Raw genomic sequence first — 13,483 nt, 5'->3', positions numbered from 1 at the left:
GTGACTTTCTTTCGGCGACGCGAAAGAAAGTTACTGCGCCGCCGGGCGCACATCCCGGCCAGCCGCCCTCAGCAAAAGGCACACCGTCAAAAACGCAACGAAGCCAGGAAACGTACCTCGCCCGCCGGGGCGAGACCCTGCAAGGACTCAGGCCAGGTTCAAAACACGTCGGTATCGCCGGGCTGGAAAGTGGGGCTGGGCCACTGGTCGTAGAACTGCGCGCCCTGCATGGCGGTGGCCCAGACCGGAGTTTGCCGCGCCTGGGCGCCAGGGTGGGGTAGCCAGCTGATCCAGGGACCTGCGGCCTGCGCGGGCAGGGCCTGCAGGGCGGCTGCCGTCCAGTCGTCGCCCGGGGGCAGGCTGCTGTCGACCACGGTGGGCTGGTGGTGCTGGCGGGTGACGAGCCAGCCTTGGGGCGCATGGCCGGGGCGGCTCAGCAGCCACAGGGTGTACAGCGGTGCGCCGGGCTGGGCGTGCTGCTGGGGGTGGTGCAGGTAGCGCCAGCGCAGGTAGGCGCCGGTTTTGGCGATGCTCGGCTGCGCCTGCTCTGGGGGCTGCGCGGCCAGTTCCTGGGCACGGCTGTGCCACAGGGGGTCGAGCACGGCGTCGCTCCAGGCCGCGTCTTGCGCAGGCTGGGCCTGGGCCAGCACGCGCAGCTGGCTGCGCTGGCCCCACCAGTGCCGCAGGCGCAGCCCAAGGCCCTGGGGCGCGGCGGCGGGGGCGGCAGTGGCGTATTCGGTGCAGATCTGCAGCCGCCGCTGGATGCCCAGGCGCATGGCCAGGGTGGCCGGACGCTGGCCCGGAAAGCCGTACATGAACAGCGGCGGGGCGCTGGGGCCGGCGTCGAAGGCGCGCTCGCGCACGGTGTGCATGATGTGGCGGTAGACGCTGTCGGACCCGAGCCCGGTGCGTGCCAGCGGGCTGACCATGAGGTCGCTGGCATGCGCCATGCGGATGGCCTGGCCGCCGCGCACCCCGGGCACGATGGCGACGCCCATGTGCCCGAGCAGCTGGCCGGTGTGCGCATGGGCGGCCAGGGCGTGGTAGTGCTGCGAGCCAGGGGCCTGCATGTATTTCCAGCGCCAGTGCGCGGAGTCCATGGGTTGACCGAACACGTCGCTGAAGAGTTGGCAGAGGCCTTCGAGGTCATGGTCGCCATCGAAGCCGCGCATGACCAGCGGGCTGCCGTCGAGGGCCAGCGGCTGGGTGAGTGCCACGCTTTGGCGACGGCCGGCAGGCAGAGAAGGTGCGGGGTGCGGCGTATTCATGGATGAGGGTGCGCGTGGGACACCCGGCTTATTGGCCACGCCCCAACAACCGGCGCAGCGCGCGGGCTCCGCGCACGGGTCGCGATTGCTGCAGCAGCTGCAGGCTGCGCTGGGCCAGCGCGTGCTCGGCCTGCAAATGGGCCTGCTGCACCTGGGTCTGCTGCAACTGCTGCTGCGCGGCGCTGAGCCGTTGCAGATCGCGCTCGTGGTGTTCCCGGGTGGCCTGCAACTGCTGGGTTTGCTGGTGCAGTTGCGCCGTGGCCTGCTGCAGTTGCTGGTCTAGCTGTTGCAGTTGTGCTTGGCCCTGCTGCTGCTGCTGTAGCAACAGCTGATTGTGCTGCTCCGTCCGGTCGAGCGCGACGGCGTGCCAGGCCAGGGTGGCACTCTGCTGCGCCACGCCCCAGCGGTGCGCATGCTGCTCCAGGATGCGGCGGTGCCACGGCGCCCAGTAGTTGGCGTGCTCGGCGTCGCCGAGCTGGGAGGTGCCCAGGCCCTGGCGGTAGGTGGCACCGATGCCGGGCACGTGCACGAAAGGCCCCTGGTGGCTGAGCTGGCACCAGAAGTCCCAGTCTTCCATGACGGGCAGCTGCTCGTCGAACTGCGCCTTGGCGGCGTGCACCGCGCTGTGCCGAAACAGCACGGCGTGGATGGGCAGGTAGTTGATGCCCCACAGGCGCTCGTGCTGCCAGGGCGTGTCGTAGTCGCGCAGCCATTGGCCGGCCGGGCCTTCGACGCGCACTCCGCTGTAGGCAGCGGCGGCACGGCCATCGTCCTGAAGCGCTTTCACCAGGTTCTGCAGGTGCACGGGCTGCAGCAGGTCGTCGTCGTCGAGAAACAGGCCGAATTCGCCTTGCATGGACTGCAAGCCGAGGTTGGCGGCAGCCGAACGGCTCAGTGGCTGCCATTGGATGCCGCCGCCCTGCCCCTCGGGCGCGCTTGCTTGCCCGACGACACGCAGGGCCAGCCGCTCGGCCGGGTAGGCGGGTTGCGGGTGCAGGCCGCCGCAGGCGTTGACGACGACGACTTCAATGTTGGGATAGGTTTGCGCCGCCACGCTGGCAATGGCATCGGCCAGCGAGGGCCGGTTCATGCTGCGGACGATGCAGCTCACCAGCGGCAACTGCTGCGGCGTGCTGGCCAACTGCATGGCGCTGCGCTGCAGGGGCCAGCCGCCCAGGGTGGCAGTGAGTCTGTCCTCGGCCAGGGCCTGGGCCGGCAATTGCCAATAGGCTTCGGCAGCTTGCACGTCGGGGCCAAGCACAAAAGCGCGCACGGTGGCCATGGCCTGTGCGTGCCTGCGGTAGGCGTGGCGCTCTTCTTGTGAGGCAAAGGCTTCCAGGGCCTGCCACTTGAGGTGGGCCACGGCGCTGATGTCCACCAGGGTATTGGGCTGGGTGGGTGCACCCACTTCATAAAACAGCAGCGAGACGCCGCCGTGGCGCTGGGCCGCGGCCATGCCCGCCAATGCCAGGGCCTGGTGGTCGGGGTGGGGCTCGGTGAGAGCTGGGAGCAGGAGCCAGCGCGCCTGGTGCGTGCTCAGCGCCTCCGTGATGCGGGCGATCAAGGGTGGCGCGTGGCGCAGCGCACGGTCGGCAAGGTGCCAGCAGACTGGCTCGGGCAGGCCCATGGTGCGCGCGGCGGCCTGCGATTCGGCAAGGCGCGGATGGCCCGCCTCGCCGGGTTGGCCTGGCGCTGCGGGCTCCAGGCCCTGCTCGCCAGCGGTGACAATGATGGTGTGCACGCGCAGACCCTGGCGCTGGGCGAGCATGAGCAGGCCGGCGCAGCCCAGCACTTCATCGTCGGGGTGCGGTGCGAGGCAGAGCATGCCCTCTCCGGCTGCCAGCGCAAGGCTGTCGAAATTGTTGTCCGGCGCGTCGTGGGGTCTGTCAAGCATGTCCTCTATTGTAGAAGCGCACCTTGCGCGAACCGGGCGCCGCCGCGGCGTGCGCCTTTGCATGCCGGCCCTGCGTTGTGCGCACCGGACCGGCATGTTGTCTGTTGGAGAAAGATTGCGTGAAACGCCTGATTTACCTGGCCCCGGTGCCACTGGACAGCCCTTCCCAGCGCCCACACCACTTTGTGGAGTGGGCCCATGCGCGCTGGGGTTGCGAGGTGTGGTGGGTGCAGCCCTACCCGGTGCGGCTGCCCCGACCGGCTGATGTGCACCGTCTGCGCCGGCGCAGAGCCGCCTCAGGTGCCGCTGTTGGGGCAAGCGGGTCTCTGGGCCCGCGCTGGCGCAACGCCGCATGGCTGCATGTCGTGTCTCCGGCCGGCGTGCCCGTGGAGCCGCTGCCCGGTGGCCGGGGCCTGCTGCAGGCGTTGCACACGTCGACGCGCCGGCAGTTGTTGGCTTTGATGGCACAGGAAGACACCTGGATGGCCGTGGGCCGCCCGAGCGGCCTTGCGCTGGACCTGTGCACCGCGTTGCAGGGACGGCGCGTGCTTTATGACGTGATGGACGACATGTCCCAGTTCAGCCGGGGCATGTCGCAGCGCTGGATGCACCGCGCCCACGAGGCTGTGCTGGCGCAGGCGCAGGCGGTGTGGTGCTCGGCAGACAAGCTGCTGCACTCCATGCAGGGACGCACGCGTGCCCTGACTGCATTGGTGCGCAACGGCACGGTGCTGCCCGAGCCGCCGCGGCTGGGGAGCTCTGGTGTGGGCAGCGCCCTGCATGCCGGGGCGCCTTTGGTGCTGGGTTATGTGGGCACGATTGCTTCCTGGTTTGACTGGGAGGCTCTGGCGCGTCTGGCAGCAGCCCTGCCGCAGGCGCGCATCGAGGTGTATGGCCCACAGGAAAGCGCTCGGCCAGCGGCACTGCCATCCCAGGTGCAGCTTTTTGCACCCGTGCCCCATGCCGAAGTGTTTGAGCTGATGCGCCACTGGCATGCCGGGCTGATCCCGTTTGTGCGCAATGCGCTGACGGCCTCGGTGGATCCCGTCAAATACTACGAATACCGCGCCTGCGGATTGCCGGTACTGACGACCCTATTTGGCGAGATGCCCCACCATGGGCGTTCGGACGCCGGCGTATGGAACATGGAGGATGCGCAGGTGCTGGCAACGCTGGAGCCGCGGCTGCGCCAGTGGCATGGGCAGATGGCGCAGCGCCAAGCCCAGAACCAGCCCCTGGCCCCCGACTGCCTGCGTGACGCTGGCTGGGCCGCGCGATTCGACGCAGGCGTGCAGGCCGTGGGCTGGGGAGAACTGCCAGGGGAACGCTGAGCCGTCGTGTGCTGGTCAGCCTCCGCTCAGGCGGGTGCGGGCGTGTCGGTCAGAACGCTCACCTGTGCCGGCACGGGCTGCCATTGGCCCGGCATGAGCCACGGCCCTTGGTGGCTCCCCTGGGCCGCCAGGGCGATGTGGGCAAATGGATCAAGCCATTCGTAGACATAGCGGCCGTTTTCACACAGCAGGTACACGCCGACGCGGTAACGCCCCTTGTTGAGCGGCAGGCCGGGCAGATGAAAGCGGATGCTGGCGTGGCCTTGCGCGTTGGTGGCCTGCAGAGCGCCCGCCGCCGAGAGCGTCGAACCAATGATCTTTCCGCTGTCGGACGACAAGACCACAGCGGCCCTGGGGTGTGGCTCCTGCTGGCTGACTTGCAGAAAGATGTCGACCGTGAGGTCGCTTTGGCCGCTGTGACCGTGCAGCTCCTTGCCGGTCACGCCATCGAGCGTGACCTGCGCTTTGAGCAACTTGACCAAGTCCGGCCGCTGGGCGCTGACCAGCCCTTCCAGCGGCTCGCTGACCACTTCGGGCTGTGTGGCGCCCGGGGCCGTGGCGGCATGGGGTGCCTTGGGTACGGGTGCCGGGCTGCCCTGGTTCTGGGCGTCGAGGTATTCCTGGTAGCGGGGCAGCACGATGCCGGTAGGCCCGCTGTCTCGGAGCGCTCCTTTGTCAAGCCAGAGCGTGCGCTCGCAAAACAGGTCCACATGGAACAGCGCATGCGAGCACAGCAGCAGCGCCGTGCCTTGTTCGCGCAGTTGCATCACCCGATCAAAGGACCGCTTGGCAAATACCCCGTCTCCCACAGACAGCGCCTCGTCCACGATGAGAACATCGGGGTCCACGCTGGTGGCCACCGAAAAGGCCAAGCGGACCTGCATGCCGCTGGAGTAGGTTTTGACGGGCATGTCGAGCGCGTCGCTCAAGCCACTGAAGTCGATGATGGAGTCGATGCGGTCTTCTACCTGGGCCCGGCCCATGCCCATGGTTGCGGCATAAAGATAGATGTTCTCGCGCCCCGTGGCCTCGGGATTGAAGCCGGATCCCAATTCCAGCAGTGCCGCCACGCGCCCGCGTGAGACGACCTGGCCGGTCGAAGGCGTGAGGGTTCCGGCCGCCAGTTGCAGCAGCGTGGATTTGCCGGCCCCGTTCAGCCCGACGATGCCCAAAGACTGGCCACGGTTGACTTGCAGCGACAAGGGCTTGAGCGCATGAAAGCTGCCCCGGGCTATGCCTTGGTGGCCGCGCAACTGGTTCCACAGTTGGATCAGCGGCGTTCTTTGGGGAGGGTAGGTCTTGCTGACTTCGGTGAATTGCAGAACGGTTTCAGAGGACATCGGCAAATCCCGGTTTGATGCGCTGGAAAAAGGCCCATCCCAAGGTGGCAAGGAGGCAGGACGCCAGCAAATGCAGGCCCCATCCATCCCATGGCGCCACCGTGCCATTGAGCAACACACTGCGGGCGGCCTCTGCGGCCCAGGCGAGGGGATTGAGATCGATCATCCACCGCATGGAGGCGGGCACCATGGAGGCAGGATAGAAAATGGGGGTGAGGAACAGCAGCAAACTGCTGAAGGAGGGGGCCAGGTGTCCGATGTCGCGCAGATACACCGACAGCGCACCGAGCAGCCACCCCAAAGCCAGCACGTAGAGCAGCAGCGGCAGCAAATACAGAGGCAGGAGCACGACGGCCCAGTGCAGCCCGCCCCGCCACAGCATGAAGGGCAAGGTGATCAGCAGCGCGAGCACCAGCTGCAGACCCGCGGCACCGACCTGCACCACGGGCAGCATTTCCACCGGAAACCGCACCTTGGTAACGAGATAGGGGTGCGACCACACGCTGGCCGGAGCACGATTGATCACATCGGCGACAAAGGTGTAAAGCGAAAGGCCTATGAACACCTGCAGTCCATATTCGGTCGCGGAACCATCGCCCACAGGCCAGCGCACTTGAAAGAATTTGTAGAAAACCAGTGTGAACAACAGGATATGGACCACGGGCTGCAAAATAAGCCACCCTCCACCGACTGCAGAGGCTCGATAGCGCATTCGAAGCTCACGCAACAGCCACTGCAGATAAACATATAACCACTGCTTCATTTAAACTGAACCCTTTTACCTTCCAATGCACGCCATATGGCTGTTGCCATATGACTGGCTATTTCCGATGAAGATGCTGTCTGTTTTAAACGCCGTTTGGCGCCGTTTGCCGTTGTCGATTGAGCGCAAAAGGACTCTCAGAACATGGATTTTGCGCCACTGGCCATCTCTTCAGCCACGGGCTGCTGCCCCGGCAAGCATTCCAGCCGCTGCAGACCCCGTAGCGAACAAAGCGCCAACGCCACCAAGGCGCGAGCCGCATCGGAAAACGCCTTCCGAACGGCGGGACTGGCTGGTTTTCAGCATCATAGGGTGGGATTTTCGCATTCAAAGGCCCCAACATCTTTCCCGCGAGCTGGCTCGAACGGGCGATGCCACCTTTTACATCGAGCCACATTTCATTGCGGATGCAGAAGCGGGCTATCAAATTCGGCAGATTGACTCCGAATTGCCATTGTATGCAGTGACCTTGCACCTGGCGGGCGCGCCGCAGATCTACTTCAAAGCCGCAGATATGGGGCAACAGGCGCAGTTGCGCCAGTCACTCGCGCTGCTGATGCACGATTGGGGTCTTGAAGCCAGCGCTGCCATGGTGGAACACCCCTACTGGACGCCCCTGGTTTTGTCCATGCCCAACACGGTGCGCATCTATGACTGCATGGACCACCATGAGGGGTTTGGTGGCATGCCGCAGGACCTGGTGGACCTGGAGCATGTGCTCATGCAGCGATGTGATGCCGTCACGGTCACCTCTCAGTGGCTTCACGATTGGGCCAGAGACAAGGGCGTGGCCACCCGCATCGTGCGCAATGGCTGCGACTACGCGCATTTTGCAGACCGTCCGGCGCAGATCCACCAAGCCGCGCAGAATCGGCCTGTCATTGGCTACTTCGGCGCCATCGCGGAATGGTTCGATGTGGCCCTGGTCGAAAAAATCGCCCATGCCTTCCCGAACTGTGAGGTGCTGCTGGTGGGCGCCGACACGGTGGAGGCGGGAAAGACATTGGGCAAATGGCCCAACGTGCACATGCTGGGAGAGCGGCCCTATCAGGAGCTGCCCTTTTATCTGCACGGTTTCGATGTCTGCCTGCTGCCCTTCCAGCGTATTCCCCTGACCCTGGCCACCAACCCGGTCAAGGTGTATGAGTATCTGTGCGCGGGCAAGGAGGTGGTTTGCACCGACTTGCCTGAAGTGGGCCAGTTTGGCAGCTTGGTGCACAAGGCAGCAGACCACGACGCGTTCGTTGCTGCCATCCGGGCAAGCCTCGAACAGCCGGGTGGGAGCGACGCGCAGGCCGCCCGCCAAATTTTTGCGCAGGAGCAAACCTGGCAGCATCGTGCCCAGGAACTGCATGAGTGCGTACAACACATGCGCTTTCCCTCGATCAGCGTAGTAGTGCTGACCTATAACAATTGGGCCTATACCGAAGCCTGCCTCGACAGCCTGCTCCAGTGCACCGATTATCCGGGCGCGCTGGAAATCGTAGTCGCGGACAACGCCTCGAGCGACGAAACGGTGGAGCGGTTGAAGGCGTGGGCGCCCCGGGAGCCGCGCATGAAACTGGTGCTCAACCAGGCCAACCTGGGCTTTTCAGCGGGCAACAACACGGGATTGGCCGCGGCCAGTGGCGACTACCTGGTCATGCTGAACAATGACACCGTGGTCACGCGTGGCTGGCTGCTGACACTGCTGCGCCACTTCCAGGCCGATGCCCGGCTGGGCTTGCTCGGCCCCGTGACCAACCACATCGGAAATGAGTCCAAAGTGCCGGTAGCCTATGACACGATCGAACACATGCCCGCCGCCGCCCGCCGCTATACGCTGCCGCACATGGGCCAGCTCTACCCGATGAAAACCCTGGCGTTCTTTTGCGTGATGATGCCGCGCGCTGTGTACGAAACGGTTGGCCCCATGGATGAGAATTTTGGGCGTGGATTCTTCGAGGACGACGACTACTGCCGCCGCATCGAACAGCAGGGTCTGCACCTGGCATGCGCCGAGGATGTGCTGGTGCACCATCGGCTGTCCGCCAGCTTCGACAAGGTGGACAACGGTGAACGCCAAGCCTTGTTTGAAAGAAACAAGGCATATTACGAGGCCAAATGGGGACCATGGGTCCCTCACCGGTATCGTGCGCACTCAGATGCGCACTGAATGCGCAGCATTCAAGCCAACGTTGGACCGTCCATGGTCGCACACGGTGTTGGCGCACGCCGCTGGCTGGGCCTGTCAGGGGAACAGGTGCTGGGGAGCAATGTCTCGCAAGGTGGGAGCTATTTGGTCTTTACCGGACAGTTGAGGAGCCGCCCCGACGTCCGGCCACATGATGCCAATATCGGGGTCGTTCCAGGCGATTGCACGCTCATGGCTGGGCGCGTAAGGCGCTGTGGTCTTGTAGAGAAAATCCACCCCATCCGTGAGCGTCAGAAAGCCATGTGCAAACCCGACCGGCACCCAGAGCTGGCGGTGGTTTTCCTCCGTCAGCTCGGCGCCCACCCATTCGCCGAACGTGGGAGAGCTTTGGCGAATGTCGACCGCCACGTCAAATACGGCGCCCCGCGTCACCCGCACCAACTTGCCTTGCGCAAAGGGGGATTGCTGGTAGTGCAGGCCACGCAGAACGCCGCGCCCGCTGCGGCTGTGGTTGTCCTGCACGAACTGTGTTTCCCCTATGGTCTTCGCCCAGGCCTGGGCGTTGTAGCTTTCCATGAAGAATCCACGCTGATCTCCAAAAACCTTTGGCTCCACGATAAATACACCAGAAATTCTTGTCTCTATAAATTTCACCTAAATCTCCTAGAAAGCGTCTGCAGTGAACAATGCAAAATTCACGGCAAGGCACACCTTAACCATCAATATTCAAAACACTGAACCGACATGAAAGTATTGACTGTATTTGGAACCCGGCCGGAAGCCATCAAGATGGCGCCCTTGGTCAAGGCACTTGAAGCGCACCCCCACATTGAGGCCAGGGTCTGCGTCACGGGGCAGCACCGGCAGATGCTGGACCAGGTACTGTCGTTGTTTGACATCGTCCCGGACTACGACCTGGACATCATGCAACCACAGCAGACACTCTCCAACATCACCAGCCAAATTCTATTGACACTGGAGCCGGTGCTGCAGAATTTTGCCCCAGATCTGGTGTTGGTCCACGGCGACACGTCAACCACGCTTGCAGCGGCTCTGGCCGCCTATTACCAAAAAATTGCAGTGGGCCATGTGGAGGCAGGCCTTCGCACAGGAAATATTTATTCCCCCTGGCCCGAAGAAGCCAACCGCCGCTTGACCGGATCTCTGGCCACATGGCATTTTTCTCCGACCCTTCAAACCCAGGAAAATCTGCGGAAGGAGAATGTGCCAAACGACCACATTCTCGTCACCGGCAATACTGTGATCGACGCACTTCTTTTAGTTACAAACAAATTGAGAAATCAGCCGGAACTGGAAAAGCAGTTCATGGATGCATTCAATTTCGTGCGGAAAAATGCCCGTATGATTTTGATCACTGGCCACCGTCGCGAGAATTTCGGGGACGGCTTCGAAAGAATATGCCAAGCCATTCAAAATTTAGCCACAAAATACCCTGAGACCGATTTTGTTTACCCGGTCCACCTCAATCCCAATGTACGGGAACCGGTAAATCGCCTGCTGAAAAATCTATCGAACGTTCATCTCATCGAACCCCAGGAGTATTTGCCTTTCGTTTATTTGATGACCCGAGCCCATTTGATTCTCACGGATTCGGGTGGCATCCAGGAAGAGGCGCCGTCGCTGGGGAAACCAGTGCTGGTGATGCGGGAGTCGACCGAACGGCCTGAAGCTGTGGCCGCGGGCACTGTCAAGCTGGTGGGAACGGATAGCGGCGCGATCGTGCGCGAGGTGATGCGCCTCATGGACGATCAAAATGCATACGACGAGATGGCTTACGCCCATAACCCGTACGGGGATGGCAAGGCCAGCGAGCGTATTGTGGAATTTATCGCCCAACGCTGACCGATCCGCACTCCAGACGTGACGCCCTGCTCCCCGGACCAAATCGACGGGGACCTCAAGGGCCGATCAGTGGCCAACCTTGCCCTGCTCGAGCAGGCGGAGCAGGTATTGCCCATAGCCGCTCTTGGCCAAAGGTTTGGCGAGCCGTTCAACTTGCTCGGCAGGGATAAAGCCATTGCGCCAAGCAATTTCTTCTGGGCAAGCGATCTTCAGTCCTTGGCGCTGTTCCAGCGTGGCAATGAACTGCCCGGCGTCGAGCAGGCTGTCATGGGTGCCGGTATCGAGCCATGCATAGCCTCGCTGCATGCGTTGCACGGTGAGCTTGCCTTGGGCGAGGTAGGCCTGGTTGACGGTGGTGATTTCCAATTCACCCCTTTCACTGGGCCGGACCTTTTTGGCGATCTCAACCACCTGTGCGTCGTAGAAATACAGACCCGTGACAGCAAAATTCGATTTGGGCCGGAGCGGTTTTTCTTCAATGCTCAATGCTTCGCCATTGACATTGAAGTCCACCACGCCATAGCGCTCCGGGTCCTGGACATGGTAGGCAAACACCGTGGCGCCCTGCTCCTGGGTATCGGCGTTTGCAAGCAAGGTGGCCAGGTCGTGGCCATAAAAAATATTGTCACCCAGCACCAGCGCACTCGGGCTGCCCGACAGAAACTCTTCGCCAATGAGAAAAGCCTGCGCCAACCCGTCCGGGCTGGGCTGCACCGCGTACTGCAGGCGGATGCCCCACTGGCTGCCATCGCCCAGCAGTTGCTCAAAGCGCGGCGTGTCCTGCGGCGTGCTGATGATGAGGACGTCGCGGATGCCCGCGAGCATCAGGGTGCTCAGCGGGTAGTAAATCATCGGCTTGTCGTACACCGGCAGCAGCTGCTTGCTGATCGCGAGCGTGGCCGGGTGCAGGCGGGTGCCTGAGCCTCCGGCCAGGATGATGCCTTTGCGTGCTGTGTTTGGTGCGGTCATGGTGTTCTACAGAGAATTTCGGTGAGCATGCGCGCCACGCCTTGTTGCCAGTGCGGCAGTGTGAGGCCGAAGGTGGCTTGCAGCTTGCGTGTGTCGAGGCGCGAGTTGTGCGGACGCACGGCCGGTGTGGGGAACGCGCTGGTGGGCACGGGCGCTACCTCGGTGGCTTTTATTTTGATAGCGGCCTGCGCTTGCTGGGCCTGCTCAATCACGTATTTTGCGTAGGAATTCCAAGTGGTTTCGCCAGCGGCCACCAAGTGGTACAGGCCGGCATCCTGCGGGCGCTGCATTAGGTGGCGCAGGGCATGCGCGGTCACGTCGGCGATGAGGTCCGCGCCCGTTGGGGCGCCCCACTGGTCGTCGATCACGGTGAGGCGCTCGCGCTCCTGCGCCAGGCGCAGCATGGTCTTGGCGAAGTTGCCACCGCGCGCGGCATAGACCCAGCTGGTGCGCAGGATCAGGTGCTTGCACCCCGATTGCTGGATCAGCCGCTCGCCTTCGAGCTTGGTGCGGCCATACACCGACAGCGGTGCGGGGGCATCCGTTTCGACCCACGGGCGGCTGCCGCTGCCATCGAACACGTAGTCGGTGCTGTAGTGCACGAGCCAGGCGCCCAACCGGGCGGCCTCTTCGGCCAGCACGCCGGGCGTGGTGGCATTGAGCAGACGGGCCAGTTCGGGCTCGCTCTCGGCCTTGTCCACCGCCGTGTGTGCGGCAGCATTGACGATCACGTCGGGGCGCAGGGCGCGCACCGTCTCGGCGATGCCCTCGGAGTGGCTGAAGTCAGCGCAGTGCCCGGTGCTGTCACGGCCCAGCGCCGTGACCTTGCCCAGCACGGCGAGGCTGCGTTGCAGTTCCCAGCCGACCTGCCCACCCTTGCCAAAAAGAAGGATGTTCATGTGCTGGGGGATTCGGCCTGGGACTGGTATTGGGTCTGCACCCAGTCGCGGTAGGCGCCGGTCTGAACGTTGGCGACCCAGTCGGCGTGCTCCAGGTACCACTGCACGGTCTTGCGGATGCCGGTGTCGAAGGTTTCCGCGGGCTTCCAGGCCAGTTCGCGTTCGATCTTGCGCGCGTCGATGGCGTAGCGGCGGTCGTGCCCGGGGCGGTCCTTGACGTAGGCGATCTGCGCGCGGTAGCTCTGGCCGTCGGCGCGCGGGCGCAGTTCGTCGAGCAGGCCACACACGGTGTTGACGATGTCGATGTTGGGCTTTTCGTTCCAGCCGCCAACGTTGTAGGTCTCGCCCAGGCGCCCGGCTTCGAGCACACGGCGGATCGCGCTGCAGTGGTCGGTGACGTACAGCCAGTCGCGCACCTGCCTGCCGTCGCCGTAGATGGGCAGGCTCTTGCCGGCCAGGGCATTGACGATCATCAGGGGGATGAGCTTTTCGGGGAAGTGGTAGGGCCCGTAGTTGTTGCTGCAGTTGGTGGTCAGCACCGGCAGGCCGTAGGTGTGGTGCCAGGCGCGCACCAGGTGGTCGCTCGCCGCCTTGCTTGCGGAATACGGGCTGTTGGGCTCGCAGGTGTGCTCTTCGGTGAAGGCCGGGGCATCGGGCGCCAGCGTGCCGTAGACCTCGTCGGTGCTCACGTGCAGAAACCGGAATGCTTCCTTTTCAATAGCTGGCAGCGCTTGCCAGTAGTGCCTTACAGCCTCCAAAAGCCTGAAAGTTCCAACCACGTTGGTCTGGATGAAGTCTTCGGGACCGTGGATGGAGCGGTCCACATGCGATTCGGCGGCGAAGTTGAGCACAGCGCGTGGCTGGTGCTCGGCCAGCAGGCGCTGCACCAGCGCACTGTCGCCGATGTCCCCCTGCACGAACACATGGCGCGCATCGCCCTGCACGCTGGCCAGGTTGTGCAGGTTGCCCGCGTACGTGAGTTTGTCGAGGTTGACAACGCCCTCTTCGCTGCTGCGCAGCCA

11 protein-coding genes are annotated in these 13,483 nt (G+C 63.7%); 3 read left to right on the top strand and 8 right to left on the bottom strand.

Features of this window, described 5'->3' with window-relative positions:
* Positions 1-158: 158 nt before the first annotated feature.
* Together B2J89_RS19460 and B2J89_RS19455 are read right to left on the bottom strand one after the other, a co-directional pair.
* On the bottom strand, positions 159-1,268 hold the full coding sequence (locus tag B2J89_RS19460; RefSeq protein WP_169170549.1) for a hypothetical protein: 1,110 nt from the start codon (positions 1,266-1,268) through the stop codon (positions 159-161).
* Positions 1,269-1,296: 28 nt separating this feature from the next.
* Positions 1,297-3,162: a PIG-L family deacetylase gene (locus tag B2J89_RS19455; protein WP_169170548.1), complete on the bottom strand. Its 1,866-nt coding sequence runs from the start codon at positions 3,160-3,162 to the stop codon at positions 1,297-1,299.
* A gap of 119 nt (positions 3,163-3,281) precedes the next feature.
* Here B2J89_RS19455 and B2J89_RS19450 point away from each other — a divergent pair, with 119 nt between their 5' ends.
* Positions 3,282-4,493: a glycosyl transferase gene (locus B2J89_RS19450; RefSeq protein ID WP_169170547.1), complete on the top strand. Its 1,212-nt coding sequence runs from the start codon at positions 3,282-3,284 to the stop codon at positions 4,491-4,493.
* Positions 4,494-4,519: 26 nt separating this feature from the next.
* Here the strand turns inward: B2J89_RS19450 and B2J89_RS19445 are convergent, their stop codons facing one another.
* Positions 4,520-5,833 (bottom strand): polysaccharide ABC transporter ATP-binding protein, encoded by a 1,314-nt coding sequence (locus B2J89_RS19445; RefSeq protein WP_169170546.1) that lies wholly within the window; start codon positions 5,831-5,833, stop codon positions 4,520-4,522.
* Positions 5,823-6,596: an ABC transporter permease gene (locus B2J89_RS19440; protein ID WP_169170545.1), complete on the bottom strand. Its 774-nt coding sequence runs from the start codon at positions 6,594-6,596 to the stop codon at positions 5,823-5,825. The genes B2J89_RS19445 and B2J89_RS19440 overlap by 11 nt, the downstream gene beginning before the upstream one ends.
* Before the next feature lie 67 nt (positions 6,597-6,663).
* On the opposite strand from B2J89_RS19440, the gene B2J89_RS19435 reads away from it, so the two are divergent.
* Positions 6,664-8,751, top strand: coding sequence for a glycosyltransferase (locus B2J89_RS19435; RefSeq protein WP_169170544.1), 2,088 nt, complete (start codon positions 6,664-6,666; stop codon positions 8,749-8,751).
* 75 nt (positions 8,752-8,826) lie between these two features.
* Here B2J89_RS19435 and rfbC read toward each other — a convergent pair whose 3' ends face one another.
* Positions 8,827-9,384 carry a dTDP-4-dehydrorhamnose 3,5-epimerase gene (rfbC, locus tag B2J89_RS19430; protein WP_169170543.1) on the bottom strand — a complete coding sequence of 186 codons (558 nt, stop codon included), beginning with the start codon at positions 9,382-9,384 and terminating at the stop codon, positions 8,827-8,829.
* 90 nt (positions 9,385-9,474) lie between these two features.
* Between rfbC and wecB the strand changes: the two genes are divergently transcribed.
* A complete protein-coding gene (wecB, locus tag B2J89_RS19425) occupies positions 9,475-10,593 on the top strand; it encodes a non-hydrolyzing UDP-N-acetylglucosamine 2-epimerase (protein WP_169170542.1) in 1,119 nt (372 codons plus the stop codon).
* Positions 10,594-10,659: 66 nt separating this feature from the next.
* On the opposite strand, the gene rfbA is transcribed toward wecB, so the two are convergent.
* Genes rfbA through rfbB form a run of 3 tightly spaced genes read right to left on the bottom strand, consistent with a single transcriptional unit; the run spans position 10,660 to position 13,480 of the window.
* The gene (gene rfbA, locus B2J89_RS19420) at positions 10,660-11,562 is read right to left on the bottom strand and encodes a glucose-1-phosphate thymidylyltransferase RfbA (protein WP_169170541.1); all 903 of its coding nucleotides are present in this window, start codon (positions 11,560-11,562) and stop codon (positions 10,660-10,662) included.
* On the bottom strand, positions 11,559-12,461 hold the full coding sequence (gene rfbD / locus B2J89_RS19415; protein ID WP_169169841.1) for a dTDP-4-dehydrorhamnose reductase: 903 nt from the start codon (positions 12,459-12,461) through the stop codon (positions 11,559-11,561). Before rfbD ends, rfbA begins: the two co-directional genes overlap by 4 nt.
* Entirely contained in the window at positions 12,458-13,480 is a 1,023-nt protein-coding gene (rfbB, locus tag B2J89_RS19410) for a dTDP-glucose 4,6-dehydratase (protein ID WP_371809080.1), read from the bottom strand. Before rfbB ends, rfbD begins: the two co-directional genes overlap by 4 nt.
* Positions 13,481-13,483 lie beyond the last annotated feature (3 nt).

The organism is Acidovorax sp. SRB_24, assembly GCF_012931925.1.
The sequence above is the reverse complement of the archived record's forward strand: the minus strand, read 5'-3'. Positions and strand labels throughout refer to the sequence as shown.

What these genes read in the sequence shown, in the direction of transcription:
- rfbD (WP_169169841.1), bottom strand. Translation starts at nt 12,461, where the DNA reads ATGAACATCCTTCTTTTTGGCAAGGGTGGGCAGGTCGGCTGGGAACTG.
- B2J89_RS19445 (WP_169170546.1), bottom strand. Translation starts at nt 5,833, where the DNA reads ATGTCCTCTGAAACCGTTCTGCAATTCACCGAAGTCAGCAAGACCTAC.
- B2J89_RS19460 (WP_169170549.1), bottom strand. Translation starts at nt 1,268, where the DNA reads ATGAATACGCCGCACCCCGCACCTTCTCTGCCTGCCGGCCGTCGCCAA.
- B2J89_RS19435 (WP_169170544.1), top strand. Translation starts at nt 6,664, where the DNA reads ATGAAGATGCTGTCTGTTTTAAACGCCGTTTGGCGCCGTTTGCCGTTG.
- B2J89_RS19455 (WP_169170548.1), bottom strand. Translation starts at nt 3,162, where the DNA reads ATGCTTGACAGACCCCACGACGCGCCGGACAACAATTTCGACAGCCTT.
- B2J89_RS19440 (WP_169170545.1), bottom strand. Translation starts at nt 6,596, where the DNA reads ATGAAGCAGTGGTTATATGTTTATCTGCAGTGGCTGTTGCGTGAGCTT.
- wecB (WP_169170542.1), top strand. Translation starts at nt 9,475, where the DNA reads ATGAAAGTATTGACTGTATTTGGAACCCGGCCGGAAGCCATCAAGATG.
- rfbA (WP_169170541.1), bottom strand. Translation starts at nt 11,562, where the DNA reads ATGACCGCACCAAACACAGCACGCAAAGGCATCATCCTGGCCGGAGGC.